Below are 24,948 nucleotides of genomic sequence, written 5' to 3' on the forward strand. Positions count from 1 at the left end.
GCAACATCCGGTTCGACATCCGGGTCAGGTAAAAACCTTCTGTGGGCTTCGTGTACGGCGCAACGCCGAAAAGATACATCTAAACAGTGGCTTTAAATGGTCTTTCCACGAGGCTAGGCTGATGATGAGCAGCCAAGGGAACAAGCCACATGGATTTGACCAGAGCATCCGCTAAGGACACCCTAGATGGTTTGTCCAATCGCCAGCTTTCAGCGGCTGACCTGATGCGCGCGACCCTGGATCGGATCTCGGAAGTGAACGCTCAGGTGAACGCGATTGTCGCGCTGCGAAATGAAGAGGACCTGATGGCCGAAGCGCAAAAGGCAGATGCCGCGCCCGCACGTGGCCCTCTGCATGGGTTGCCAATTGCGGTCAAAGATCTGGTGAATGTGGCAGGCATTGCATCGACACAGGGGTCTCTGATTTTCAAGGATTACATTCCGCAAGCTGACGATCTGCTGGCCGCCAGATTGCGGGCAGCCGGGGCGATCTTGATTGGTAAGACCAACACGCCGGAATTCGGGTTAGGCTCGCATACGTTCAACCCCGTCTATGGCGCAACCTGTAACCCCTATGATTCCGCGCGATCGTGTGGTGGGTCCTCCGGAGGCGCGGCGGTGGCATTGGCAACGGGGATGCTGGCGCTGGCAGACGGGTCCGACATGATGGGCAGCCTGCGCAATCCGGCGGCGTGGAACAATGTCTATGGCTTCCGACCAAGTTGGGGCCGGGTTCCATCGGAACCGGCAGGGGACAGCTATCTGCATCAGCTTTCGACACTCGGGCCGATGGCGCGCAGCCCCGAGGATATCGGGATTTTGCTTGACGTACTGTCCGGCCCTGATCCCAGAGTTCCACTGAGTGTGGACCACCCCAAAGTGTCGCCCGTACACGCGGCCGATCTGACAGATATGCGGATCGGATGGCTGGGCGACTGGGGTGGCGCATTCCCGTGCGAAGCCGGCATTCTAAAGCTTTGCCGCGACGCGCTGGATGCATTCGAGGGATGTGGCGCGCGTGTCGACACCCTTGCACCCCCTTTTGATGCCGAACTGATCTGGGAAAGCTGGATCACGCTGCGCTCCTGGAGCGTCGCCACTGGGCTGGAACCACTGGCCGAGCACGAAGGGGTATTCAAGGACACGGCCCGATGGGAGTTGGAGCGCGGACTGGCGTTCAGCGCGATGGATGTACACCGCGCCAGCGTCATCCGGTCAGACTGGTACAGGCGAGCGGCAGAGTTGTTCGTCGACTATGATGCGTTAGTTTTGCCTGCAGCACAGGTCTGGCCGTTTGAGATCGAAAAGCCGTACCCGACCGAGATTGAAGGGCAGGGCATGGATACCTATCATCGCTGGATGCAGGTCGTCACACCGGTCAGTTTGCTGGGTCTGCCCTGTCTGGGCGCACCTGCGGGGTTCGGGGCGGCTGGATTGCCGATGGGGCTGCAGATATTTGGCCCGCGTGGCTCGGATGCACGGATGCTGTCGATGGGCGCGGCCTATCATGCCGAAACGCAATGGCCGCAGAAACGACCCGCCTTGTAGCATGATCACCCGGGAGGAGAGAACAAGAATGGACAAACCCTTTGGTGTGCCGACACTGAAACCCGTCGATGCCGAGATGCTGAAAGAGGCGCTGCGCCGGGCCTGGCGGGATTATCGCCGCGCGCCGCTCTTCGGCCTTCTGTTTGCAGGTTTCTATGTGTTGGCGGGGTGGCTGATGGCGTGGGTTACGCTGATGACGGGAACGTCGTTCTGGCTGGTGCTGGCCGCGATCGGGTTTCCGTTGATTGGCCCGTTCGCCGCCGTGGGTCTTTACGAGATATCTCATCGGCTGGAACAGGGCGACCCGCTGAACCCCGGCGCGATCTTTGGTGTTGTCATACAGCAAAGCCGCAGGCAACTGCCGTCGATTTGCGCCATTATCGTAGTGATATTCCTGTTCTGGTTCTTTCTCGGTCATATGATCTTTGCCCTGTTCATGGGGCTGTCGACTATGACCAACATCTCGTCATCGTTCGAGGTATTCCTGACCCCGAATGGGTTGACCATGTTAGCCCTAGGCACGCTTGTCGGGGCCATTTTTGCGATCATTCTGTATATGATTACGGTGCTTTCGATCCCCATGCTGCTGGATCGCGAGCTGGATTTCGTGACCGCAATGATCTCTAGCTTTGGTTACGTCAAAGCGAATATGCAAGTCATGTTGGGATGGGGCGCATTCATTGCCATCACGACATTTTTGGCCATGATACCATGGTTTCTGGGCCTGTTTATCATTCTGCCTCTGCTGGGTCATGCAAGCTGGCATCTTTATCGCCTGATCACCGAAAATGGCGGCGCTGACGTGCACAAACCTGCTTGATCCGGGCGAATTCAGGTTAAGGCAACTGTAGGGGTGACCTCATCAAGGGCATGGGGCACCTCGCGCCTTAACCGCAGAGCCGCCGTCAGGTCGTGTCCGAAGTGACGCAGCTTTAAGCGGCTCACTCCAGTTCCTTGCGCGCTACTCGCTGCCAAATGGTATATGTATCCTGACCAATCTTGCCCGGCCTGTTCAGACTGCTTGGTCAGGACCATCATCCTGCAATCCTGCGCGCCCGGTCGGGACATCAGCGCGAAAACCTGACTGCCGATGCAGGACACAATGCCCTGAACCTCGCGCGCAGGGGCAGATTGCCCAGGCATCTGAGACCTGGGATCATAGCAGCGTAACAAAGTGCAATGGCGAATGCGGCGAACAAACAGCAGCTTGTTTCGGACCGGATTGCGTTTGTGAGGGGATGTTTCGACGGCATGATAAAAGCCCGTCGCCAAGAACTCTTCAGTCCCGGTGGTGAGAAACCGATCAATAACTTGCGAAGCGGGGTGGTGACTGGACGTCTCAATTTCGTCCATAGGTTTCAACAAGATACGTGCGTCGACATTAAAAAACTGGCAAATCCGGTCGAGTACATCCGGTCGCGGAAAGCTCTCACCTGACAGATAGCGATTGAATTGAGTGCGGTTGATACCCAGTTGGCGGCACAGCTCGGAAACTGACGGGTACTTGCGTGCAAGCTGTCTGAGGTTGGCACCGAACATGCTGCGCAATTCTGCGGGGCTGCGGTTAATTCCGGTCACGTCTGTCTAAGATTTCCATTTGTATTTTCAGAAAAAACACGAATGCGGCAGCGCGTAGGCCGCACATCATTCAAGAAAATCGTAAAGATGACCCCAGCGGAAGCCAGTAAATGACCCGCCACCTTTACAGGCTAGCGGGATAACGTGCAAAATCAACTGGCATTTGGCCTATTTGCATGATCTTTTTCATGCTGTTGCTCAAATATATGTGATCCGAGCTGCGTATCATGCAGACGGCGGCATGGTTCACTATGCGTCCGCCCCGATCACAAAATCTGCGCCGGAGCGGAGGAGTGGAACTTAATCGCCGCGCAACAACGCAGCTACACCGGTGCGGGCGATCTCGACCAAGCCCAGAGGGCGCATCAGATCTGCAAATGCGTCGATCTTGTCCGGCGCACCAGTGATTTCAAAGATGAATGAATTCAGGGTGCTGTCGACCACGTTGGCACGGAAGATGTCGGCCAGACGCAGCGCCTCGACACGCTTGTCACCTTCGCCCACAACTTTGATGATCGCCAGCTCGCGCTCGACTGCGGCACCTTCGACCGTAAGGTCATGCACATCACGAACCGAGACGATGCGCCCAAGTTGGGCCTTGATCTGCTCGATCACCTGCGGCGTGCCTGTGGTGACGATGGTAATGCGGCTGAGATGTCCGGTGTGGTCCACCTCGGCAACCGTCAGGCTTTCGATGTTATAGCCGCGGCCCGAGAACAGCCCGATCACTCGGGCAAGTACACCGGGTTCATTTTCAACAAGCACCGCAATCGTGTGCTGTTCCTGCACGTCCGAAAAGGTGGGGCGCAGGTTGTAGGCAGAATGCCGCGTGGAGCCTTTGACGATGTTTAGCGGTGTCATTGAAGGACCTCATCAATTAGGTAGGTGTCTGCCGGCTTGCGGAGTTTGGAAATCAATGCCTGAAGGCATACAGCGCAAGCCAGTATCAGGATCGGGGCGAAAACGAGCCGCAATGAAAGTGTATCGGTCATTTTGAACAGCACCAAATGTGTTGCTGGTCCGATGCCGATCCACATCGCTGCGGCCAGGGCAAGACGCAATGGCGTCTTTGTCAGAACACCCGCGCGCAAAAGGAACAATGTTGCGATCGCTAGCAATCCTGCCTCGTAGAACCAGAAGTAGGGGGTAGACAAGGATATACCCAGTATAAGAACTGCTGCGCGCAGGTCGAAGTCAACTTTGGGGCTGCGCCAGGCGACGAAAACAGCAATCCCTGACAATCCAGTCAAAATCCACTGCGTGGCAAGCGCCACGGGTTCCGGCAAACCGATACCGGCAATTAGGGAATATGGGCTCAGCATGAGGGTATTCAAATGGATAGATCCTTGGATCTCTTCGAAATGAACGCCCATCATATGGCGCATTTCAGACCAATAATCGACGCCTACAACAAGAGTGGATAGAAGCGATATGACGAGCGTCGTGACCGTGGCTGACATGATCGTCCGCCAAGAGCCGCTCGCGATCAGTGCAAGTGGAATGAGCAGGCCGAGTTGAGGTTTAAGCGTCAGCAATCCAATAAAAAACCCAGCCAACACGAAGCGTTCGTGCTTTAGCGCTGCCAAGGCGCCTAGTAGGCCAGCCGCCCATAGCGCGGTGGTTTGTCCCATATAGAAATTCGGCAACATGGCGGGGGCGAAGGCAAACGCAAGCCAGACCGGCACAATTCCACAGGCAAAAGGTCGTATCGCGAGAAGCATCGCGACAAGAGAGATTACCGTAAACATCGCCCAGGCCGGAGAAAACGACAGCGCACCAAGCGGCATAAGCGCGACAAGGAAGGAAGGAGGATAGGACCATGGCATCCAGTCATCTTCCTTCGATGCTTCGTGGACCTCTGATAACCTGTCGATATCAAATGCAGCGAGTGGATCGCCCAAATGCGCCAGATGACCAGCCGCCCAAAACACCTTGAAATCAACGGATAATGACATTTTACCCTGGACGACAACGGCATACCAGCCAGACCCGACCCAGAACAAAGTCAATGCCAGGACGAAGAGCGGAACCATAAGCCCCACTTGCCAACCACGACGTCCGGCAAATATTGACAGATTCTCTATCGGACTAGATGCCTTGGTCGAGAACTGACTGCTGAGATCACGCATGATCATTCCCTTTTTCGTTGGTCAGCGCGGCTACATTATGGGTGACATTTGTTTTTCGTTGGGCGCTATGATGGCTAAACGAGTACAGCGCCTCCGGATTCGATCACACCTTGTGTCTCGGCTTCACCCAGCAGCATCTCGTTGTGGGCTTTGCCTGACGGGATCATCGGGAAACAGTTTTCGTGCTTTTCGACCAAGCAATCAAAGATCACCGGACCGTCATAGTTGATCATCTCCATGATCGCATCGTCCAGATCGGCCGGGTCGGAACACAGGATGCCTTTGGCCCCAAAGGCCTCGGCGAGTTTCACAAAATCAGGCAAGGCCTCGGACCAGCTGTGGGAATAGCGTTCGCCATGCAGCAGCTCTTGCCACTGGCGCACCATGCCAAGGCGTTCGTTGTTAAGGATGAACTGTTTCACAGGTAAACGGTACTGTGTCGCGGTGCCCATTTCCTGCATATTCATCAACCACGACGCTTCACCGGCCACGTTGATGACCAGCGCATCGGGGTGCGCCATCTGCACGCCGATGGATGCTGGGAAGCCATAGCCCATCGTGCCCAATCCGCCCGATGTCATCCAGCGGTTGGGGTCTTCAAAGCCAAGATATTGCGCTGCCCACATCTGGTGCTGTCCGACCTCAGTCGTGACATAGCGGTCGTGATTCTTGGTCAGCTCTTCAAGCCGCTGCAATGCATGTTGCGGTTTGATGGTTTTCTCGCTGTTGGTAAAAGCAAGACAATTGATTTTGCGCCATTCGCTGATCTGTTCTTGCCACTGTTTGATGTTGGCAACGTCCGTTTTGCGACCACGGGCTTTCCAGACTTTCAGAATATCCTCAAGCACATGGGCAACATCGCCAACGATTGGGATATCCACCCGGATAACCTTGTTGATCGACGATGGGTCGATATCCACATGCGCCTTGATCGACTTGGGCGAGAACGCATCGATGCGGCCGGTGATGCGGTCGTCAAAACGTGCGCCGATGTTGATCATCAGGTCGCAGTCATGCATCGCCATGTTGGCTTCATAAAGCCCGTGCATCCCAAGCATACCGAGCCAGTTGTCACCTGAGGCAGGGTAGGCGCCGAGCCCCATCAGAGTCGAGGTGATCGGAAAACCGGTTGCGTCCACAAGCTCGCGCAGCAACTGGCTGGCAGCGGGGCCAGAGTTGATGACGCCACCCCCGGTGTAGAAAACCGGCTTCTTTGCGGTCTCGATTGCCGCAACCAGTTCCGTGATCTCTTCCAGATCGCCCTTTACCACCGGTTGGTAGTGCGAGGTCGACGGCTTTGGTGCCGCGTACTCACCCGAGGCAAACTGAACGTCCTTCGGTATATCGACCAACACAGGGCCGGGGCGGCCCGAAGTGGCAACGTGGAAGGCTTCGTGCATCGTCGGGGCAAGAGAGTCCGTATCCTTCACCAGCCAGTTATGCTTGGTGCAGGGGCGGGTAATGCCAACCGTGTCTGCCTCTTGAAAGGCATCCGAGCCGATCATAAAGGTCGGGACCTGCCCGGTCAGAACCACAATCGGGATCGAATCCAATAACGCGTCAGTCAGGCCGGTCACGGCGTTTGTCGCGCCGGGGCCGGACGTCACCAGAGCAACGCCTGGTTTACCGGTCGAACGCGCATAGCCTTCAGCCGCGTGTACCGCACCTTGTTCGTGCCGCACCAGAATATGGCGGATATCATTTTGCAGAAAGATCTCATCATAGATCGGTAGGACGGCGCCACCGGGGTATCCGAATACTGTGTCAACGCCCTGATCCTTGAGGGCCTGAACCACCATCTTTGCGCCGGTCATCTCACGTGTCATCTGCTTTGCTCCGTTCGCGACATGTGTCTTGCGTATTGCCAAAAAAAAGCCCCCGAGATTTTCGGAGGCGCATGGGTTCGATTATGGTTAACCGTCACCGGCCCATGCGCGTGTATCCTACGATTACGACTAGCGTTCTCATCGCCAGAGGCTCCTTCTTTGCGTGCAGGGACATTATGGTTGAGGGAAAGGGGCGTCAACAGGCAATTAAAAAAATATTGTAAGTCACAGCTTGCAAATTTTAGTATTTTGTTGCGCAAAATGACGCAGGTGGGGAAACATCCGCGAAGATCGAGTGGTTTTTTATGTGTGTGGCCGTGCAGGAGAGTGGTCTGATTGCGTCAGGTCCATGTCTGAAACAGAGCAGAGCACCCCCCCGATGCTGAGGCAGGCTGATGAACATAGCACTACATCGGGAGATCAGACATGTTGCACGATCTTGTAGATTTGGGGCGATATCCGATCGACCGGCCAGAATCCTTTGGATACCGGCAGTTGATCGCGGACCTGCGGCGGGATCTGGACGTTGATGGATGTGCGATTCTGTCGCGCTTTGTTCATGAAGAGGGTTTGGAAAAACTTGTTGCTGAGGCTGACAACGTGGCTCCTAAGGCGCATCGCTCGTTCAATCGTACGAATGCCTATTTCACTCTGGACGACCCGAGCTTTGGCATCGGGCATCCAATCCGGCGTTTTTTCGACCGGTCCAATGCCTTTGTGCCAGCAGACAACTTCGCTAACACAAGCCCTCTGCGACGGATCTACGAGTATGAAGGTTTCATGCCGTTCATCCGAGAAGCTTTGAACGAGCCAGAGGACCGGTTCTTTCGATATGATGATCCGCTGGCGGATGTGATTATCAATGTGGTCGAGGAGGGGCAGGGCTTTCCCTGGCATTTCGATACCAACAATTACACGGTTACGCTGGCAATCCAGAATGGCGAAGCCGGCGGTGCATTTGAATACGCGCCCAATCTGCGCACCAGTGAGGACGAGAATTTCAACGCCGTTGCTGCGGTTTTGGATGGACGCATGGACGGGGTTCACAGGCTGGAGTTACAACCGGGAGATCTGCAGATATTCAAAGGGCGCTATGCCTTGCATCGGGTCGCTCCGGTCGAGGGCGCGCGGAAGCGCTATGTGGGTATCTTCTCATTTGTTGAAACCAAAGGCATGTGCGGCGGGGTCGAGCGTACGCGGCAACTTTATGGTCGTGTCCTGCCGCATCACTATGAACGCGCAGGGCTCAGGGGTGACGAATTATTGGATTGAGACGGGCAGGCTTCAAAACTGATCCCATTATTGCCGGGGAGTCGCCTTTGATGTCGCAGATATTGCAGCTAACACCATTTGTTCTGTGCTCGTCTTTGGATGCGCAGATAGAATTCTATTGTGACCGCCTGGGATTTACCTGCACTTTCAAGCAAGACAAATATGCTTTTCTAAGGCCTGAATCGGTTGCCATCCGCTTGCTGGAATGCCCGCCGCGCACGGATGGTCTCCCCCTGGGGGATGATTAATCCTTCTATATCGATGTTGATGGGATTGATGCGCTGCACGACAGCCTGTGCCCGGGATTGGAAGATCTGCCCAAGGGCCGGGTGCGCGCACCTTCGATCAGCCTCAGCAGCAGCGTGAGTTTCATGTGATCGACGAGGATGGTACGCTGATCTTCTTTGGCCAGGGTATCCGACCGAGATAGCGAGGGGCTCCCGCCCGTTGTCAACGCGCCTATCGGCGCGCCTCCTCCGGTTGGGCCGGGCAGCGCGTGCCGCGCTGCGGTCAGAACCCGGGGCTGGTGCCCTGCAAGACGCCATGTTCCAGTGCATAGCGGGTCAGACCGGCGGTGGAGGAGATGCCGAGTTTGCGTTTTATGTTTTTGCGGTGAGTTTCGACCGTACGCACCGAAATATCCAGCGATTGCGCGACTTCTTTGTTGGATTTACCCTGCGCCAGTTCCAGCAAGATCGTTTGCTCGCGGCCTGTCAGTGCCTCACGCGTGTTGCCGTCCTTGGGTTCCAGCGACCCGCTGGCACCGGTGCACAGGTAACGTTCGCCCCGCATCACTGCGTCGATGGCCTGCTTGATTTCTTCGGTGGGAACGTCCTTTAACACATAGCCCTTGGCGCCGTGGCTGAGGGCGGTCGAGATATACTCAGGGCTGTCATGCATCGACAGGATCAGGATGCGGGTATCAGGCAGGCGCTCCAGAATGATCTCGGTGGCGCTGAGCCCGCTCAGGCCAGGCATATTGAGGTCCATCAGAATTACGTCCGGCTTTAGATGGGTTGCCTGATCGACAGCCTCTTGCCCGTTTGAGAGTGTTCCGACCACATCAATATCCTCAAAGCTTTCCAGTATGGACTGAATGCCTTCGGCAACCATGGGATGATCGTCAACAATGAGGACCCGGATGATTGTGTCGGGCATCAGATACCGGCCTTTCGTTTTGGCGTGGGGTCTTCCTGCGGTGGTAGCATATGGCTGAGCGGAAGGCTGACTTCAATAACAGTGCCGCTGCGCCCGCCGCGCGACGAAAGGATGCGCAAAGTGCCGTCAAGCTGTTCGATCCGCTCTTGCATGTTGCGCAATCCGATTCCGGTGCTGACGTGGCCCGGTTCACTTCGCAACCCGCGACCATTGTCTGTGATCCGCATCGTGGCGCCTTTCTTATGACCCCGCAGGTCAATGGTAACATGGGTCGCGCCCGCGTGGCGTTCGATATTGGTCAGGGCTTCCTGTGCGATCCGGTAGAGGGCAATCTTGCTGTCCTGATCCAACCTGTTTCGGAACACCACAGTCGAGAATTCGGTTTCAATACCCGTGCGTTCTCTGAAATCGTCAGTCAATGCCTTAAGTGCCGGTCCAAGCCCCAGATCATCCAGAACGCCGGGGCGCAGGTCGCGGCTGATGCGGCGGACTTCGGTGATGGCGGTAGCCAGATTGTCGATACCTGTTTGTAGTGGGGCCTGCGCGGCTGCGTCGTCTCTGAGATCCAGCCGTCGGCGGGCATTGTCCAGCGCATAGCGTACGCCAACCAAAATCTGGCTGATGCCATCATGCAATTCGCGGGCGACGCGTCCGCGCTCTTCCTCCTGAGCATCCAGCACTCGTTGGGTCAGTTCCTTGAGCTTGGCATCCGCCAGTCTGCGCTCGCGAAAATTCAACAACATGCCCGAGGCGAACACGATCAAAACAGCGGCCAAGACAATGCCGCCGATATACAGGAAAGTACGCTGCACACGCGCCTCGACCTCGGCGCGCGCATTGGCAACGGTAGCAACAATGTCGTCGATGAAGACACCGGTGCCTACCAACCAGCGCCAGTCTTGAAGGCCGACCACATAAGCAATCATTTGCGCCTCTTCGCCGGTCGAAGGCTTTTGCCACATAAAGCTGTGCCATCCCGCACCTTGACGGGCGAGACTGATGAATTCGTTTACAATCGGCGTGCCGTCGCTGTCGGTCAGGTCAGCCCAGTTGCGATTGATAAATTCAGTCTGGCGCGGGCTGACCAGATTGTTGCCGTCGTAATCGTAGACGAAGAAAAACCCATCTTTGCCGTAGATCATCGCCGACAGGATTTGAGCAACGAGACTCTTGGCCACCTCATCGTCGGGCGAAGCGCGGCCGTAGATGTAAGCAAATCCGTTGCGGGCCTGCGTTACATAATTGCGTAGCTCTTCTTTTTTAGCTTCGATGAGGCGGCGTTCGAGGGCTTGTATCTCGCTTTCGGCGGTCGCACGGGATTCGTACGCAACCACCAACGCAATTGCCGCGACTGCCGCGATCAGCGGAATTGCGGCAACCAGCGACAGTTTCTGCGCATAGGTCAGCGAAATGAGATTTCGGATTCCTCTCATGGTCGAATCGATACGCGCGCTACCGGGAAATTGCAAAAAGATTGGGCGATTGGTGGTCTCAGCCGCCGTTTTAGATGGTAGACAGGTGAAATTAGCCTGATTTGCGGCCTTGAGCGCGGAAAAACCGGCCCGGCTACGTATTAATAGGTATTCACATTCATGTGTGCGGAATTAGGCTGACGCGCACTAGAAACGATCGGCCCGGGAAAATCTGGGTAATGAATAAGTAGGGGAGGATCACTCATATGGATCGTCGTAAGTTTCTGAAAACGTCGGCACTGGGCGGCTCGGCTGCTGCAGCCACCACGCTGGCAGCACCGGCCTATGCGCAGGGCAAGCGTACGCTAACCATGGTTACCTCGTGGGGCCGCGGCCTTGCGGGCGTGTTCGACAGTGCGCAGCGTTGCGCCGACAGCATCACCACGATGTCGGATGGCAACCTGAACGTGGAAATCAAAGCAGCCGGCGAACTGGTTGGCGCGTTCGAAGTATTTGATGCGGTTTCGTCCGGTCAGGCCGATATGTACCACGCGGCCGACTACTACTTTGTCGGTCAGCACCCGGGCTATGCTTTCTTCACCGCGGTTCCGTTCGGCATGACCGCTCAGGAAATGGTCAACTGGTACTACCAGGATGGCGGGATGGAGCTGCATGACGAGCTGGGCGAAATCTTTGGCCTGAAATCGTTCCTGGCAGGTAACACCGGCGCGCAAGCTGGTGGTTGGTATTCGAAAGAGATCAACAGCCCCGAAGACTTCAATGGCCTGAAGTTCCGTATGCCGGGTCTTGGTGGCAAAGCACTGGGTAAACTGGGCGCATCGGTACAGAACATTCCGGGTTCGGAAGTGTATCAGGCGCTGTCATCCGGCGCGATCGACGGGACCGAGTGGATTGGTCCATGGGCCGATGAAAAGGCCGGTTTCCAGGAAATCACAAAGGTTTACTACACCGCTGGTTTCCACGAGCCGAATGCAGGTCTGTCGCTGGCAACCAACCGGGAGGTGTTTGATAGCCTGACGGCAGCACAACAGAAGATCATCGAAATCGCTGCCGGCGAATGCCATCAATGGAATCTGTCGCAATTCCTGGCAAACAACGGTGCCGCACTGCAGCGTCTGCAGTCGGGTGGTGTCAAGGTCATGGAATTCCCGGACAGCGTTTGGGATGCGTTTGGCGCGGCCAGCCAAGAAGTTCTGGACGAAAACATGGGCGACGAACTGTTCAAGAAGATCCACGACAGCGCAATGGCGTCATCGGCGTCGTCGTCGGGCTGGCAGGGTCTATCTTCGGGCGTCTACACCGCACAACGCAACCGCGTTCGCGGCTAAGCGATCGCGCTCAATGCAATCGGTTCCCCCGCCAGTCGGGGGAGCCATTCCCGTTGCACATAAGCGGTTCGGACATATCGCAACAATGAAACGTGCAACCGATGCGACCTGGGGACAACATGCAGGACGATAACGGTATCTCGTTCTTCGGCGCCCTGTGGAATGGACTGATCTGGTTCATTCAGAACATTGCCGAAGCCTTCTATAATTTCGGATATGCCATCACGCATCCGCAACTCTGGCTGAACTGGTCGGACAAAGAAGCGATCATGCGCTTTGTCTATTATGGCGGTTCGGTCGAGTTCTTCTTTGTGATCTTCACGCTGTTTCTCGTGCTGACAGCCATCGGGCTCTACTGGCGTGGATTCATGTGGGGCATGGTGCGTGGGCTTGAAGGTTTTGCCAATACAACGGGCCGCTTCTTTGCATGGGCCGGGTTGTTGATGGTGATCCAGCAGATCGTCATCGTTTTCATGCAGCGGGTTTTTACGCGCCCCGACATGTCTTTCGGGCTGGGTATTCCGTTTCAGATGGATATCAGCTGGTTCGCGGAAGAACTTAAACTTTATAACGCCATGGTCGTCTGCCTGTGCTGCACTTACACCTTTGTGCAAGGCGGTCACGTCCGGGTTGACCTGATCTATGCGGGCATCAGCCACAAAGCCAAGCGCGTGGTCGACATGTGCGGTGCAGTGCTGTTTATGATGCCCATGGCCGTGTTGACCTGGATGTATGGCTGGTACTTCATGTGGCGGCACCTGATCGTGCCGAAACCATCGGCCAGTGACGCGTTGGATCGGTTGCTGACCAAATCCCGCGCGCTGCGCTGGAACGTGGAAACCATCGGGTTCAGCCCAAACGGGTTCAACGCCTATTTCCTGTTTAAAATCCTGCTGGTGGCTTTTGCTGCCATGGTGTTCCTCCACGCTATCGCGTTCCTGTACCGTTCGTATCTGGAATATGTGGAAGGGCCGGAAAGCATTGGAAAATACCTCGACAAGGACAGCCTTGGTGAGGGTGAAGAAGCCTACGAAGGCGCGCATTAGGGACGGAGAACCAGACAATGCTATTCGGACTTGATGGCGTCGAGATAGGCCTCATTATCGTATTCTTCTGCCTCTTCGGAGGCATCCTTTCGGGATTTCCGGTGGCATTTGCCATCGGCGGGGCCGGGGTGATCTCGTTCGGGATCATCGCTGCATTAGACAGCGCCGGACTGTTGATCCATCAGGCGATTGATACCGGGTCAACTGGGTATCGGGATCTGGTGAATTCAGGGATCAAACCGGATGTCATATCCATATTCCGATACCCGGACCTACCCAGAATAGCCGAACCGGTCTTTGTACAAGGCTGGGAAACTGCGCTAGATCGCAACGTCTCGTTCATTGTAAACCGCATGAACGAACGTGTTCTGGCTGGGCAATCTATCGAAACCCTACTGGCCGTTCTGATGTTCGTCCTGATGGGCATCACGCTGGAGCGATCCAAGATCGCGAATGATCTGCTGACCACGATGGCGCGCGTATTTGGCCCGTTGCCCGGCGGTTTGGCTGTGTCGATCGTGGTTGTGGGCGCGTTCCTTGCCGCCTCGACGGGCATCGTGGGTGCGACTGTGGTGACAATGGGTTTGTTGGCGCTGCCAACCATGTTGCGCAACAATTATTCGCCGGAACTGGCAACGGGTGTGATCGCCGCCTCGGGAACTTTGGGGCAGATCATTCCGCCATCCATCGTGATTGTTTTGCTTGGAACACTGGCGGGTGACCTCTATTCGACTGCTCAGGAAACGCGCGCCGTCGATGCAGGTTGCACCGATGCGCTGACCTATCTGGGTCAGCCTGCGGTTGTCTCGGTGGGAACGCTGTTCCAAGCAGCGTTGTTGCCGGGGATCATGCTGGCACTGCTCTATGCGCTCTACGCCTTCGGATATGCGCTGCTGAACCCGCACAAGGCCCCGGCGGTTGAGATGTCGGGCGGCTCGGGTGAGACCATCACACGCGCAGAAGGCCTGACCTGGCTGTTGGGTGCTCCGGTTGCTGTGATCGTCGGCGCTGTGCTGCTGGGTAGCGCGGGTGTGATCGGCAGCCAGAACATCTCGGTCTCGTCCTTCTCGGATATCGGGCAGGGCGCGTCGCTGCGAACGAATGTCTCGGAAGAGTGCAAAGCCTCGATGATCGAGTTGCATGGACAGTCCACATGGGATCAGGCTGTTGCCGAGCAGGACGCGATTGACGCAGCCGGAGGCGCGGCGGAAGCGAAGCGCTTGAGCGAAGAGGAACTGGCCGCCGCGCAGGAGGCCAAGATCGCTTCGGCTGCGCCGATTGGAAACGGTGTGGCCGTGATCGTGGTTCTTTTGGGCCTGACGCTGGTGTTGGGCCGTGGTATCGCGCCGTCGCGGGCGCCACAGCCTTTGATCGTGGGAGCCATCGGCCTTCTCCTGATGCTGCTGGTGGATGTGCTGCTGATCGCGCCGACAACCTCATCGGGGGCCACATTCGTGCTGTTGGCCATACCTTTTGCGCTGGCTATGTATGGCTGCAAAGAAGCGGCTGCGCGCTGTGCCACGAATGATCTGATCCGCGTGGTCTTCCCACCATTGGTTCTGATCATCGCAGTGCTGGGCTCGATCCTTGGCGGCGTGACCAACCCAACGCCCGCCGCGGCACTGGGGGCAGGCGGAGCGATCATGCTGGCGGCCTATCGCAAGCTTCAGGATCAGGGGCGGTCGGGCAGGGTAATCATATGGTCCACCTTCGCCGTCGTCATAGCCTTGCTGATGGGGGTGAACTTTGATCTGCGCATCAATCAGGGTGGCGTAACGGTCGAAAGCTGGATTGCCTTTATCATCGCCTATTCGGCATATCTGTATGCTTTGTTTGGTCTGCTGTTTGGCTGCTGGGTTCTGTTCTCCAGTGGGGTGCTGACCCCGGTGGTGCGCGAAACGGCCAAGGTGACCTCAATGGTTTTCACCATTCTGATCGGGTCGCAGCTGCTGAACCTTGTGGTGATTTCGTTCGGAGGAGAGCATTACATCCAGCAGTTCCTCAAGAGCTTCGACAACGAGTTTACGGTCTTCCTGATCGTGATGCTGGTACTGTTCTTCCTGGGCTTCGTGCTGGATTTCCTCGAAATCATCTACATCGTGATCCCCATTGTGGGGCCGGTGATTTACGGCGGGTCGTTTGATCCGAAATGGGTGACGATCATGGTGGCAGTGAACCTGCAAACCTCGTTCCTGACGCCGCCGTTCGGGTTCGCGCTGTTCTATCTGAGGGGCGTTGCACCGAAAGAAGTCACAACCGGCCATATCTATCGAGGCATCATTCCCTTTGTGATTATTCAGGTGGTTGGCATTGCGATCTTGTGGTTTTTCCCTTCGATCGTGACAATTGTACCTGATCTGATCCCAAGCTGATCCGACTTGACTGTCAGCAGAAACGGAGGCCCCAACGGGCCTCCGTTTTTTTTATCAGGAATGTGGTTGTGGTTGGGCCATCGTTGCAAGCACCTTTTCGGCGGCATCGTCGATAGCAAGGTCTGTTGAACCAAGCACACCGGCATCCGGATTGCCGAAGACGGCCTTGTTCAGCTTGCCGACTCGTTGCCCGACGATGGTCGTGACAACGGCATCACCGGTGACATTCACGACTGTTCGCATCATGTCGAGTATCCGATCAACCGCCAGAATTATCCCGATGCCTTCCAGCGGCATCCCCAACTGGTTCAGGACCATCGCCAGCATCACGATCCCCACGCCGGGTACCCCCGCTGTGCCGATTGAGGCCAGAACCGAGATTGAGATTACGGTCAGATAACCGCTCAGCCCCAGATCGATGCCATAGGCATTGGCAAGGAACACGGTCGCCACGCCATGCATGATCGCGGTCCCGTCCATGTTAATCGTTGCACCCAGAGGGATACCGAATGAGGCAACCGAACGGTCAACGCCAATCCGCTGTGTGACGCATTGCATACTGGCCGGGATTGTCGCGTTCGAACTGGAGGTTGAGAATGCGAAAATCTGGGCCGAGCGCATCTTGCGCAGGAAAATCCGTGGGCTCAAACCGGTGGTGAAATACAGCAACGCCATCAGTGTCACACAGAGATGGAATACCAATGTAAGGCTGATCGTCGCCAGATAGCCGATGACCGGGCCGAACAGTCCGAACCCTTCCATCGCAAAAGTCTTGGCAATCAGGCTGAACACACCGATCGGGGCAAAGGCCATGACGATCTTGGCGATCTTCATTGCCAGTTCGTTCATGAACTCACAGCCTTCGACAAATGCTTTGGCGCGGCTGCCCATCATCAGAACGGTAATGCCGACGACCATCACGTAAAAGATGATCTGCAGCATCTCTCCATTGGCAAGCGCATGGATCGGATTTTTGGGAACGATGTTCGCCAAAATTTCCCATGTTGTTTGTGGGTTAGCGACACTCAGCCCTTCACCAGCCAAATGCAGGCTTTCGAATCCCGTGCCCGGACCAATAAGGCCGGCAAAGATCAATGCGGTGGTCACGGCCAGCGCTGTGGTTGCCAGATAGGTGACAAAGGTCAGCCCTCCGACGCGGCCGAGCAATTTAACATCCCCGATCCCTACAACGCCACACAGCAGTGAGAATACAACAAGCGGCACCACAAGCATCTGCAGCGCATTCAGAAACATCTGCCCCAGCATCGACAGGACACCCTGCACAAGGGTGGCATTGAGGGCAGCGATATCGAGATAGTTCAATACCAGTCCAAAGACCGAGCCCAAGGCCAGCGCGATCAGAATCTGGGTCGTCAGGTTGGTCGAAAGAAGACGGCGTGCGGCATTTATCATTTTCCCCTCCTTCAAGTACTTCCGTGACGGGTTGGGAACCTGTCACAGCAACAAAAAACCAAACCCTGCAGATATTTATGAGATCGCAGGCGTCTGAACCGGGTCGTGTATTAAGAAGTCTGGCTTATTTGGTGACGTAAGGTCAGTTTTCAACTGCCTAAAAAATATGCGAAGTGATTAAAATTGACGCACCTATTGGGGGTATTTGTAAGCTGTTGTAAAGTAATGATTATGAAGCGTCGGAAGCGGCCGTAAACTCGATCAGGTCCCAACGATTTCCGAAGGGATCGCACCAAACAGCAACAATTCCATAAGGTTCGTGGCGCGGACGCTCTTCAAAGCCGATGCCAGATTCCAGCATTGCGGCATGATCGCGATAGAAGTCATCGGTTTCGAGAAAAAAACCTACACGTCCGCCTGTCTGGTTGCCGATTGCGGTCATCTGTTCGGGGCCATCCGCTTTGGCTAGCAACAATGAGGCACCGGTTAGACCTGGCGGTGTCACGCGCACCCAGCGTTTACCACCGCCCAGATCAATATCCTGCGTCAGAGTGAATTTCAGCCTGTTGGTGTAAAACGCAATCGCGTCATCATAATCCGGTACGACCAGCGTCACCGCATGAAGGCTTTGCCGCATGATGTTTCAGCCTTTGGTTGGGTGGCGGTCGGGCAGTTGGATATTAGCCACCTGTTCGGCAATCGGGGCAGATGACAGGGGGTGGTGGACTGATTGGGCATACTGCTCGGGGTTATCGATCCGCTTCCACTCGCCTTGTATATAGACCTGTAGTCCCGAAAACTTGGCCTTGTAGCCCATTTTTGGGCTGCCGGGGACCCAATATCCCAGATAGATGTACGGCAATCCGGCCTCTCGCGCGATCTCGATATGATCGAGGATCATGTACGTGCCCAGCGAGTGCTGCTGAAACTGCGGATCGTAGAACGAGTAGACCATGCTCAGCCCGTCATCCAGCACATCTGTCAGGCTGACGGCGATCAATTCGCCGGTTTTGGGGTCGGCATATTCCACAACACGGCTGCGGATCGGGGTCTCTTCAATCATCGCGGCAAATTCGAACACATCCATATCGGCCATGCCACCATCGGCGTGACGGGCATCCAGATAGCGGCGGAACAGATCGAATTGCTCATCCGTTGCCCAGGGAGATGTGGCGCGTCGTTTGAGATAGGAATTTCGTTTGAACGCGCGCTTTTGGCTCTTTCGCGGTCGGAAGGCCGAAACATCTATGCGGGCCGACAAACAGGCCGCACAATCGGTGCAGGACGGGCGATACAGTACGTTCTGCGAGCGGCGAAACCCTTGTTGTGACAGGCAATTGTTCAATTGATCCGAGCCGTCCCCCTGAAGGGCAGTGAACAGCTTGCGTTCCATCCTGCCCTCAAGGTAAGGGCAGGGCTGGGGTGCCGTCACATAGAATTGTGGCGCAATTGGCAGCGTGTGTCGCATGAAGGTCCCGCATTTCCTCGGGGCCGATGATAACAACGGTTCTTGGTGCCGCCAAGTGTTTCACTCAGGTGTTTTTCAGGCACGTTGGTTGATCATCGCAGTGCCAAGGAAAGCATCGGTAAGGCCCTGACAGCGGGCGCTGGTCATCATCATGATAACCGAGATGATCTGCAGAATCGGAAACATCATGCTGACGAAATACCCTGCTGTGTGTGCGATGGCTTTGCCTGTATCCATCCGGGCACCGAACGCATCACGCAATTCGATCCCCATGAAACGCATCCCCAGCGTGGCCGAGCCGTTGGCAATGGTGACAACGCGGTAGACGAAGCTGACGACGGCGTAGATCAGTGCCAGGATGAAAAAGCCCATGCCAAAAGTCAGCAGAATTGCGACCGTGCAAAGAAGCGAGATAAAGGCGATGTCGAACAGCCATGCAAAAAAGCGTTTGGTCGCCACGGATTGATAAAATTCGGGTTGGCTGTCGGGGTCAGGCAGATGAGACATGAAATGTGGTCCGGTAGATTGTCGGGAACACCCTGTCCCGACGGGCGGGACAGGGCAAGGTCAGATCAGGCAGGTTGCTTGCCATTTTCAGCGTCGCTGCGATTGTCGCGGGCGCGTTCATCCATGAACTCATCGAACTCGGCCTTGTCCTTGGCGTCACGCAGACGGCGCAGGAAGGCTTCGAATTCTTGCTGTTCGCGCTCAAGCCGCGCCAGAGTGTCGGTTTTGTAGGCGTCGAAGGCGCTGTTGCCCGAAGGTTTCATGGCGCTCATGTGGCCTTTCCACGAAGAACGGCGGCTGCAGGATTTGCTGAACATGCGTTTGCTCCAGATCATATAGGCCAGAAAGGCGAGGCCGATGGGCCAGAAGAAGATAAAGCCAAGAACCATTGCGGCGATCCAGGCGCCTTTGCCCTTGCTGTCAAGCCAGGCTTCGGTTCTGTGCAGCCACCCCGGATTTTGGGGAACGGCGTGGTCGGACAATGCGGTCATTTGCTCTCTCCAGTTTGGATGTAAATACTTTTCACATTACCTAGATGGGAGGGGGTAATCATCAATGCAAGGGGTGTATGTGAAAAAGATTTACATTTTGCGATTCACTGAACCTGATTGGTTGACGCGGTAACGGAACAGGCGCAATTTCAGCCTATGCAAGATACTGAAAACAAACCCGCCCCATCACTCGATCAGATTCTATCGCTGGAGAAACAAGTGTGGAGCGCGCTGGTTGAAGGCAATGCCGAGGCCGACCGCGCATTGCTGAGCCCCGATTTCCTGGGTGTCTACCCATCCGGATTTGCCAATCGCGACGATCACGTCGGGCAGTTTGCCGATGCACCTACGATGACGCAGTTTGAACTCAGCGATACCAGACTGCGCGTACTATCCGCAGATGTGGTTTTACTCTCGTACCGCGCTGATTACCGGCGACCTGACGCAGAAGAGTGGGAAGTGATGCTGATCTCATCTTTGTGGGAGCGGCGGCATGACGTCTGGATCAACAGTTTCAGCCAGGACACCCCGTTGGATCAAGAATGAGTGAGGCCCTCGCTATAAACCGCCTGCCGCGTGCCTTCCATCCTGATCTGGGACAGGAAACGCGTGCTGCGCTGCCCGAATTGACGGCTGAACAGGGGGAGTTGATCGAAGGAACAGCAGGCTCCAGCCCTTATCTAAAAGGATTTATCGACCAAGAGAGGGACTGGTTGGTGCAAGCGCTGCAGCACCCGGATCAGGCGTTCACCGACGTGATGGAGGCGGCACGTAAGCTGCCATCGGACCAGTTGAAACCCGGACTGCGGCAGGCAAAACGACGTATGGCTCTGCTGACCGCGCTTGCGGATCTGGCGGGCGCATGGCCGTTGGAGAAGGTGACCGCAGCGCTGACTGATTTCGGAGCTCTGGCCACCGATGTAGCGGCAAAAGCGGAGATTGCCGCATTGATCCGGCGCGGAAAGCTTCCGGGCATGACACAGGATGAAGTCGAAACTGCTGCCGGTATGGTCATTCTGGCGATGGGCAAGATGGGTGCGCATGAGCTGAACTATAGCTCGGATATCGATCTCATCGTATTGTTTGATGAGACTCGGTTCGATCCAGATGATTTCTACGAAGCCCGACAGGGGATGGTGCGTGCCACGCGAAACTTCTGTGCCACGCTTAGTGATAAAACATCGGATGGCTATGTATTCCGCACCGATCTGCGCCTGCGCCCAGATCCGGCGGTCACGCCCGTGTGTTTGGCGATGGAAGCGGCCGAGCGCTATTACGAAAGCCTGGGGCGCACTTGGGAGCGCGCAGCTTATATCAAGGCGCGCCCGTGTGCCGGGGATATCACCGCAGGTCAACGATTTCTGGAGGCGTTGCGTCCGTTCGTGTGGCGGCGACATCTGGATTTTGCTGCCATTCAAGACGCTCACGACATGCGTCTGCGCATCCGCGAAAACAAGGGGACGGGCGGCAACCTTTCGATCCCCGGTCACGATATGAAGCTGGGGCAGGGCGGTATTCGAGAGATCGAGTTCTTCACACAGACCCGTCAACTGATCGCAGGGGGCCGCGACCCTGAGCTAAGAGTACGAGGCACAGTGCCCGGTCTGGCCGCGCTGGCATCGAAGGGTTGGGTGCCCGAGGATGTTACCGAAAAGCTTACCGATCACTACCGCGCCCATCGCGAGGTCGAACATCGCATCCAGATGATACATGATGCGCAAACCCACAAGGTTCCGAACTCAGATGACGGAATCGAACGGGTCGCCTGCCTGATGGGCATCAGCCGCGATGAACTGACCGCCGATCTGACCCGCCGCCTGACCGAAGTGCACGAGTTGACGGAGGGATTTTTTGCCCCCGGTCCGGGCGCGTCACCCGCCCCCATCCAAGAGGTTGATTTTGACAAGGGCGTGCTGGCCCGCTGGACCGCCTATCCGGCGCTTCGGTCACAGCGAGGTGCCCGGATTTTCGAACGGCTGAAACCTGAACTATTGTCGCGATTGGCGAAGACCGCGAAACCGGATGAAGCGCTGCTGGCGCTGGACGGATTTTTGGCCGGGCTGCCTGCTGGGGTTCAGCTGTTTTCCTTGTTCGAGGCAAACCCGCACCTGATCGATCTCTTGGTCGACATCGTCGGAACATCGCATGCGCTTGCCACACATTTGTCGCGCAATGCCTCGGTTTTTGATGCGGTGATCGGTGGTAGTTTCTTCAGCGATTGGCCTGGACAGGTTACCTTGCAGGCCGATCTGATGCAGGCGCTGTCGGAAGAAAATGACTATGAAACGCAGCTTGATCTGGCGCGTCGCTGGTGCAAGGAATGGCATTTCCGCATCGGTGTTCATCATCTGCGCGGATTGATTGATGGGGCGCAGGCCGGGCGGCAATATGCTGAACTGGCGCAGGCCGTCATTGCAGCGGTGCTGCCTTGCGTTGTCGAGCAATTTGCAAAAAAGCACGGCCCCGCCCCAGGGCGTGGCGCAGCGGTTCTGGGCATGGGATCGCTTGGGGCAGGGCGGATCAACTCGCAATCTGATCTGGACATGATTGTCATCTATGATCCGCAGGATCAGGATATGTCCGACGGTCCCCGCCCGCTGGCCACACGGACATATTATGCCCGTTTCACCCAAGCTTTGATCACAGCGCTGAGCGCGCCGATGTCGCAAGGGCGTCTTTATGAGGTCGACATGCGTCTGCGGCCCTCGGGCAATCAGGGGCCTGTGGCTACCAGCTGGGCCAGCTTCATCAACTATCAGCAAAATGAGGCCTGGGTGTGGGAGCACCTTGCGTTGACCCGCGCCCATGTGGTCGCCGGGAATTCCGCCTTGGCTGACGATATCGAAAGGTTTCGGACCGAACTAATGTCTCGCCCACTGGACCGCAACAAGGTGCTGAAAGAGGTCGCCGAAATGCGCGACAGGCTGGCCGCAGCCAAAGCGCCTGTGGGGGTTTGGGACACCAAGAACGGTCCGGGACGGCTGATGGATATCGAACTGTTGGCCGAAACCGGCGCATTGCTGGCCGGACTTCCCCAGCACGATGTTTCGTCGGGACTGGACGGGGCGGTCGCTGCCGGGCTTTTGGAGGTCGCGCAGGCGCAAACGCTCAAACATTGTTACGACCTATGCTGGTCGGTGCAATGTGCGGCACGTCTGCTGTCGGGAAAAACCATTGAGGCCGACAAGATCGGCGAGGGTGGTACGGCCTTTCTGTGCCGGGCCACCGGGTTTGATCAGGTCGACCAGCTGCAGGCCGCATTGCAGGAGTGTTACGCCAGTGCCGCTACTCTGATAGGCGGCGTGGTTACGGAGGTTACAGATGGTACGCAGCGATGATCCGAACGATCACAAAGGCTTGATCCGCGAGGCCTATCGTATCGAGGGTATAACCTTGCCCGAATGCCGCAGCATCTTTCTGGACTGGGCGCTGAGCCTGCCCGAGGACCGAGACCAGAAGCAAGCGCTGAGCGCGCTGCATACGGTGTATTCCATGCAGGCCGCAGATCATCCCATGACGCAGGTACTGGCCGAGGGGTTGCAGACTGCTCAGGCACCCAGACGGCGGGGCGGCTGGCGCAATCGCAACCGCTAACAGGGCTTTCACCCTTGGGCATTCACGACTATGAGGGCGGCATGACACTTTCATCCGACCGCCCCCGTATACGTCTGAAACCGAAGGCCAATGCCCGTGGCCTGCGCCATGGATTTCCCTGGGTCTATGCGAATGATATCGTGACGGATCGCCGGACCCGCAAAATCGCGGCAGGGGATTTGGCGGTGCTGGAAGATGACAAACGCGCGCCCATCGCTTTGGTTGCGGTGAACCCGGCCTCGAAGATCATGTGCCGTGTGCTGGATCGCGATACCAAAGCGCAGTTGGATGCTGAATGGTTTGAAACTCGGTTGCGCCATGCGCTGCAGTTGCGTGAACGATTGTTTGACGCTCCATATTACCGTCTCATCCATGCCGAAGCGGATGGTTTTCCCGGTGTCATCATCGATCGTTTCGGCGATGCCTGTGTGATCCAGCCGAATGCGGCTTGGGCTGAGGCACATCTCGATGTGCTGACGGATGCGCTGGTCAAGGTGACCGGGGTTGGCACCGTGTTGAAGAATGCTTCGGGCCGCACCCGCGGGCTCGAAGGTTTGGACGATCTGAGTCTGACCCTGCGCGGCGTTGCGCCCGAGGCGCCCCTGCCTGTGCCGATGAACGGCGCTACCTACATGGCCGACCTGACCGGCGGGCAAAAAACCGGCCTGTTCTATGATCAGCGTCCCAATCATGCCTTCGCCGCCAAACTGATCCATCCCGGTGCGGATGTGTTGGATGTGTTCAGCCATGTCGGTGGCTTCGGTCTGGCCATGCTGGCAGGTGGCGCAGCGCAGGCATTGTCAGTCGACGGCTCGGCTGCGGCGCTGGAGCTTGCGATGAAAGGCGCCGAAGCCTCAGGATTCGCTAAACGTTTTCAGACCCGTCAGGGCGATGCGTTCGATGTTTTGACCAAACTGGGTGAAGATGGCACGAGGTTTGACGTTGTGATCTGCGATCCTCCGGCCTTTGCACCTTCCAAGCAGGCGCTGGACGCGGGCTTGCGCGCCTATGAGCGGATTGCGCGTTTGGCGGCCCATCTGGTCAAACCGGGTGGCTATCTGGGGCTTTGCTCGTGTTCACACGCCGCCGATCTGGGACGGTTCCGCGATGCGTCCTCGCGCGGAATCGGCCGGGCAGGGAGGCAGGCCCAACTAATCCATACCGGCTTTGCTGGCCCGGACCATCCGCAACTGCCACAACTGGCCGAAAGCGGTTACCTCAAAGCCGTGTTCTATCGACTGTGAAAGCGGTTCTGGATACCTGCATCATCTACCCAACAGTGATGCGAGAGATGTTGCTGCGTGCTGCCAGGCTTGGCCATTTCACACCCGTCTGGTCCTCGCGCATCCTTGAGGAATGGGCCCGGGCGGCACGCAAGCTCGGCCCCGAAGGTGAGGTACAAGCCCGCGCTGAAATCGCATTGGTTCAGTCGCAATGGCCATCCGCCATGCAGCCCGCCAACCCCGGCACCGAGCAACGCCTGTGGCTGCCGGATGCGGCTGATATCCACGTTCTGGCAACGGCGATCACCAGCTCGGCCGACGTTATAGTTACCGTCAATACCAAGGATTTCCCAAAGAATATTCTTGCTGAGGAAGGGCTTGATCGGCGTGACCCGGACGGATTATTGCATGATTTTTGGCTCTCCGACTCTGAAGGCATGGCGCAGATCGCGGCCTCTGTATTGGCCGAGGCCAATCGCTTGTCGGGTGATCATTGGACCTTGCGCGCGCTGATGAAGAAAGCCCGCTTGCCACGCTTGGGCAAAGCGCTTGCCACATAACGT

At 56.6% G+C, this 24,948-nt stretch carries 23 protein-coding genes; 12 read left to right on the forward strand and 11 right to left on the reverse strand.

Annotated features, from left to right (window positions below; all coding sequences use genetic code 11):
• Positions 1 to 149 precede the first annotated feature (149 nt).
• Complete coding sequence (locus BLU89_RS02235) at positions 150 to 1,547, forward strand: amidase (RefSeq protein ID WP_074734117.1); 1,398 nt, start codon at positions 150 to 152, stop codon at positions 1,545 to 1,547.
• A gap of 28 nt (positions 1,548 to 1,575) precedes the next feature.
• Positions 1,576 to 2,367, forward strand: coding sequence for a DUF2189 domain-containing protein (locus tag BLU89_RS02240; protein WP_074734119.1), 792 nt, complete (start codon positions 1,576 to 1,578; stop codon positions 2,365 to 2,367).
• A gap of 11 nt (positions 2,368 to 2,378) precedes the next feature.
• Here the strand turns inward: BLU89_RS02240 and BLU89_RS02245 are convergent, their stop codons facing one another.
• From BLU89_RS02245 to BLU89_RS02260, 4 genes are all read right to left on the reverse strand, one after another.
• Positions 2,379 to 3,086: a helix-turn-helix domain-containing protein gene (locus BLU89_RS02245; protein ID WP_074734120.1), complete on the reverse strand. Its 708-nt coding sequence runs from the start codon at positions 3,084 to 3,086 to the stop codon at positions 2,379 to 2,381.
• Between the two features lie 339 nt (positions 3,087 to 3,425).
• Positions 3,426 to 3,986, reverse strand: a complete 561-nt coding sequence (ilvN, locus tag BLU89_RS02250) for an acetolactate synthase small subunit (RefSeq protein WP_074734122.1) — start codon at positions 3,984 to 3,986, stop codon at positions 3,426 to 3,428.
• Complete coding sequence (locus BLU89_RS02255) at positions 3,983 to 5,254, reverse strand: glycosyltransferase family 87 protein (RefSeq protein ID WP_176797648.1); 1,272 nt, start codon at positions 5,252 to 5,254, stop codon at positions 3,983 to 3,985. The genes ilvN and BLU89_RS02255 overlap by 4 nt, the downstream gene beginning before the upstream one ends.
• A 74-nt stretch (positions 5,255 to 5,328) precedes the next feature.
• Entirely contained in the window at positions 5,329 to 7,080 is a 1,752-nt protein-coding gene (locus tag BLU89_RS02260; RefSeq protein ID WP_074734125.1) for an acetolactate synthase 3 large subunit, read from the reverse strand.
• 426 nt (positions 7,081 to 7,506) lie between these two features.
• Between BLU89_RS02260 and BLU89_RS02265 the strand changes: the two genes are divergently transcribed.
• Both BLU89_RS02265 and BLU89_RS21900 read left to right on the forward strand, forming a co-directional pair.
• Entirely contained in the window at positions 7,507 to 8,352 is an 846-nt protein-coding gene (locus tag BLU89_RS02265; RefSeq protein WP_074734127.1) for a HalD/BesD family halogenase, read from the forward strand.
• Between the two features lie 50 nt (positions 8,353 to 8,402).
• Positions 8,403 to 8,600: a VOC family protein gene (locus BLU89_RS21900; protein WP_342721923.1), complete on the forward strand. Its 198-nt coding sequence runs from the start codon at positions 8,403 to 8,405 to the stop codon at positions 8,598 to 8,600.
• Positions 8,601 to 8,862: 262 nt separating this feature from the next.
• On the opposite strand, the gene BLU89_RS02275 is transcribed toward BLU89_RS21900, so the two are convergent.
• Together BLU89_RS02275 and BLU89_RS02280 are read right to left on the reverse strand one after the other, a co-directional pair.
• Complete coding sequence (locus BLU89_RS02275) at positions 8,863 to 9,510, reverse strand: response regulator transcription factor (protein WP_074734128.1); 648 nt, start codon at positions 9,508 to 9,510, stop codon at positions 8,863 to 8,865.
• The gene (locus BLU89_RS02280) at positions 9,510 to 10,943 is read right to left on the reverse strand and encodes a cache domain-containing protein (RefSeq protein ID WP_074734130.1); all 1,434 of its coding nucleotides are present in this window, start codon (positions 10,941 to 10,943) and stop codon (positions 9,510 to 9,512) included. Before BLU89_RS02280 ends, BLU89_RS02275 begins: the two co-directional genes overlap by 1 nt.
• Positions 10,944 to 11,188: 245 nt before the next feature.
• On the opposite strand from BLU89_RS02280, the gene BLU89_RS02285 reads away from it, so the two are divergent.
• The 3 genes from BLU89_RS02285 (at position 11,189) to BLU89_RS02295 (ending at position 15,689) form a co-directional block, all read left to right on the forward strand.
• Positions 11,189 to 12,271, forward strand: coding sequence for a TRAP transporter substrate-binding protein (locus BLU89_RS02285; RefSeq protein ID WP_074734131.1), 1,083 nt, complete (start codon positions 11,189 to 11,191; stop codon positions 12,269 to 12,271).
• A gap of 119 nt (positions 12,272 to 12,390) precedes the next feature.
• Positions 12,391 to 13,317 carry a TRAP transporter small permease subunit gene (locus BLU89_RS02290; protein ID WP_074736315.1) on the forward strand — a complete coding sequence of 309 codons (927 nt, stop codon included), beginning with the start codon at positions 12,391 to 12,393 and terminating at the stop codon, positions 13,315 to 13,317.
• 17 nt (positions 13,318 to 13,334) lie between these two features.
• Positions 13,335 to 15,689: a TRAP transporter large permease gene (locus tag BLU89_RS02295; protein WP_074734133.1), complete on the forward strand. Its 2,355-nt coding sequence runs from the start codon at positions 13,335 to 13,337 to the stop codon at positions 15,687 to 15,689.
• A 54-nt stretch (positions 15,690 to 15,743) separates the two neighbouring features.
• On the opposite strand, the gene BLU89_RS02300 is transcribed toward BLU89_RS02295, so the two are convergent.
• The 5 genes from BLU89_RS02300 to BLU89_RS02320 form a co-directional block, all read right to left on the reverse strand.
• Complete coding sequence (locus BLU89_RS02300; protein ID WP_074734134.1) at positions 15,744 to 17,102, reverse strand: dicarboxylate/amino acid:cation symporter; 1,359 nt, start codon at positions 17,100 to 17,102, stop codon at positions 15,744 to 15,746.
• Between the two features lie 229 nt (positions 17,103 to 17,331).
• On the reverse strand, positions 17,332 to 17,739 hold the full coding sequence (locus BLU89_RS02305) for a VOC family protein (protein ID WP_074734136.1): 408 nt from the start codon (positions 17,737 to 17,739) through the stop codon (positions 17,332 to 17,334).
• Between the two features lie 6 nt (positions 17,740 to 17,745).
• A complete protein-coding gene (locus tag BLU89_RS02310) occupies positions 17,746 to 18,570 on the reverse strand; it encodes an arginyltransferase (protein WP_074734137.1) in 825 nt (274 codons plus the stop codon).
• A 75-nt stretch (positions 18,571 to 18,645) separates the two neighbouring features.
• A complete protein-coding gene (locus tag BLU89_RS02315; RefSeq protein ID WP_074734139.1) occupies positions 18,646 to 19,077 on the reverse strand; it encodes an RDD family protein in 432 nt (143 codons plus the stop codon).
• A 65-nt stretch (positions 19,078 to 19,142) separates the two neighbouring features.
• Positions 19,143 to 19,568, reverse strand: a complete 426-nt coding sequence (locus tag BLU89_RS02320) for a DUF2852 domain-containing protein (protein WP_074734140.1) — start codon at positions 19,566 to 19,568, stop codon at positions 19,143 to 19,145.
• 156 nt (positions 19,569 to 19,724) lie between these two features.
• Between BLU89_RS02320 and BLU89_RS02325 the strand changes: the two genes are divergently transcribed.
• The 5 genes from BLU89_RS02325 to BLU89_RS02345 are packed head-to-tail and all read left to right on the forward strand — an operon-like array spanning position 19,725 to position 24,945.
• Entirely contained in the window at positions 19,725 to 20,114 is a 390-nt protein-coding gene (locus BLU89_RS02325; protein ID WP_074734142.1) for a nuclear transport factor 2 family protein, read from the forward strand.
• Positions 20,111 to 22,906 carry a [protein-PII] uridylyltransferase family protein gene (locus BLU89_RS02330; RefSeq protein WP_074734143.1) on the forward strand — a complete coding sequence of 932 codons (2,796 nt, stop codon included), beginning with the start codon at positions 20,111 to 20,113 and terminating at the stop codon, positions 22,904 to 22,906. Before BLU89_RS02325 ends, BLU89_RS02330 begins: the two co-directional genes overlap by 4 nt.
• On the forward strand, positions 22,890 to 23,162 hold the full coding sequence (locus tag BLU89_RS02335) for a hypothetical protein (RefSeq protein ID WP_074734145.1): 273 nt from the start codon (positions 22,890 to 22,892) through the stop codon (positions 23,160 to 23,162). The genes BLU89_RS02330 and BLU89_RS02335 overlap by 17 nt, the downstream gene beginning before the upstream one ends.
• Positions 23,163 to 23,203: 41 nt before the next feature.
• A complete protein-coding gene (locus tag BLU89_RS02340; RefSeq protein ID WP_074734146.1) occupies positions 23,204 to 24,406 on the forward strand; it encodes an RSP_2647 family RNA methyltransferase in 1,203 nt (400 codons plus the stop codon).
• Positions 24,403 to 24,945 carry an RSP_2648 family PIN domain-containing protein gene (locus BLU89_RS02345; RefSeq protein ID WP_074734148.1) on the forward strand — a complete coding sequence of 181 codons (543 nt, stop codon included), beginning with the start codon at positions 24,403 to 24,405 and terminating at the stop codon, positions 24,943 to 24,945. The genes BLU89_RS02340 and BLU89_RS02345 overlap by 4 nt, the downstream gene beginning before the upstream one ends.
• Positions 24,946 to 24,948 lie beyond the last annotated feature (3 nt).

Origin of the sequence: Ruegeria halocynthiae, from assembly GCF_900106805.1 — a bacterium.
Classification (GTDB): Bacteria; Pseudomonadota; Alphaproteobacteria; order Rhodobacterales; family Rhodobacteraceae; genus Ruegeria; species Ruegeria halocynthiae.

Bases quoted from the DNA above. Each gene is read 5' to 3' on its own strand.
- BLU89_RS02235 (WP_074734117.1), top strand. From the start codon at position 150: ATGGATTTGACCAGAGCATCCGCTAAGGACACCCTAGATGGTTTGTCC.
- BLU89_RS02240 (WP_074734119.1), top strand. From the start codon at position 1,576: ATGGACAAACCCTTTGGTGTGCCGACACTGAAACCCGTCGATGCCGAG.
- BLU89_RS02245 (WP_074734120.1), bottom strand. From the start codon at position 3,086: ATGTTCGGTGCCAACCTCAGACAGCTTGCACGCAAGTACCCGTCAGTT.
- ilvN (WP_074734122.1), bottom strand. From the start codon at position 3,986: ATGACACCGCTAAACATCGTCAAAGGCTCCACGCGGCATTCTGCCTAC.
- BLU89_RS02255 (WP_176797648.1), bottom strand. From the start codon at position 5,254: ATGCGTGATCTCAGCAGTCAGTTCTCGACCAAGGCATCTAGTCCGATA.
- BLU89_RS02260 (WP_074734125.1), bottom strand. From the start codon at position 7,080: ATGACACGTGAGATGACCGGCGCAAAGATGGTGGTTCAGGCCCTCAAG.
- BLU89_RS02265 (WP_074734127.1), top strand. From the start codon at position 7,507: ATGTTGCACGATCTTGTAGATTTGGGGCGATATCCGATCGACCGGCCA.
- BLU89_RS21900 (WP_342721923.1), top strand. From the start codon at position 8,403: ATGTCGCAGATATTGCAGCTAACACCATTTGTTCTGTGCTCGTCTTTG.
- BLU89_RS02275 (WP_074734128.1), bottom strand. From the start codon at position 9,510: ATGCCCGACACAATCATCCGGGTCCTCATTGTTGACGATCATCCCATG.
- BLU89_RS02280 (WP_074734130.1), bottom strand. From the start codon at position 10,943: ATGAGAGGAATCCGAAATCTCATTTCGCTGACCTATGCGCAGAAACTG.
- BLU89_RS02285 (WP_074734131.1), top strand. From the start codon at position 11,189: ATGGATCGTCGTAAGTTTCTGAAAACGTCGGCACTGGGCGGCTCGGCT.
- BLU89_RS02290 (WP_074736315.1), top strand. From the start codon at position 12,391: ATGCAGGACGATAACGGTATCTCGTTCTTCGGCGCCCTGTGGAATGGA.
- BLU89_RS02295 (WP_074734133.1), top strand. From the start codon at position 13,335: ATGCTATTCGGACTTGATGGCGTCGAGATAGGCCTCATTATCGTATTC.
- BLU89_RS02300 (WP_074734134.1), bottom strand. From the start codon at position 17,102: ATGATAAATGCCGCACGCCGTCTTCTTTCGACCAACCTGACGACCCAG.
- BLU89_RS02305 (WP_074734136.1), bottom strand. From the start codon at position 17,739: ATGCGGCAAAGCCTTCATGCGGTGACGCTGGTCGTACCGGATTATGAT.
- BLU89_RS02310 (WP_074734137.1), bottom strand. From the start codon at position 18,570: ATGCGACACACGCTGCCAATTGCGCCACAATTCTATGTGACGGCACCC.
- BLU89_RS02315 (WP_074734139.1), bottom strand. From the start codon at position 19,077: ATGTCTCATCTGCCTGACCCCGACAGCCAACCCGAATTTTATCAATCC.
- BLU89_RS02320 (WP_074734140.1), bottom strand. From the start codon at position 19,568: ATGACCGCATTGTCCGACCACGCCGTTCCCCAAAATCCGGGGTGGCTG.
- BLU89_RS02325 (WP_074734142.1), top strand. From the start codon at position 19,725: ATGCAAGATACTGAAAACAAACCCGCCCCATCACTCGATCAGATTCTA.
- BLU89_RS02330 (WP_074734143.1), top strand. From the start codon at position 20,111: ATGAGTGAGGCCCTCGCTATAAACCGCCTGCCGCGTGCCTTCCATCCT.
- BLU89_RS02335 (WP_074734145.1), top strand. From the start codon at position 22,890: ATGGTACGCAGCGATGATCCGAACGATCACAAAGGCTTGATCCGCGAG.
- BLU89_RS02340 (WP_074734146.1), top strand. From the start codon at position 23,204: ATGACACTTTCATCCGACCGCCCCCGTATACGTCTGAAACCGAAGGCC.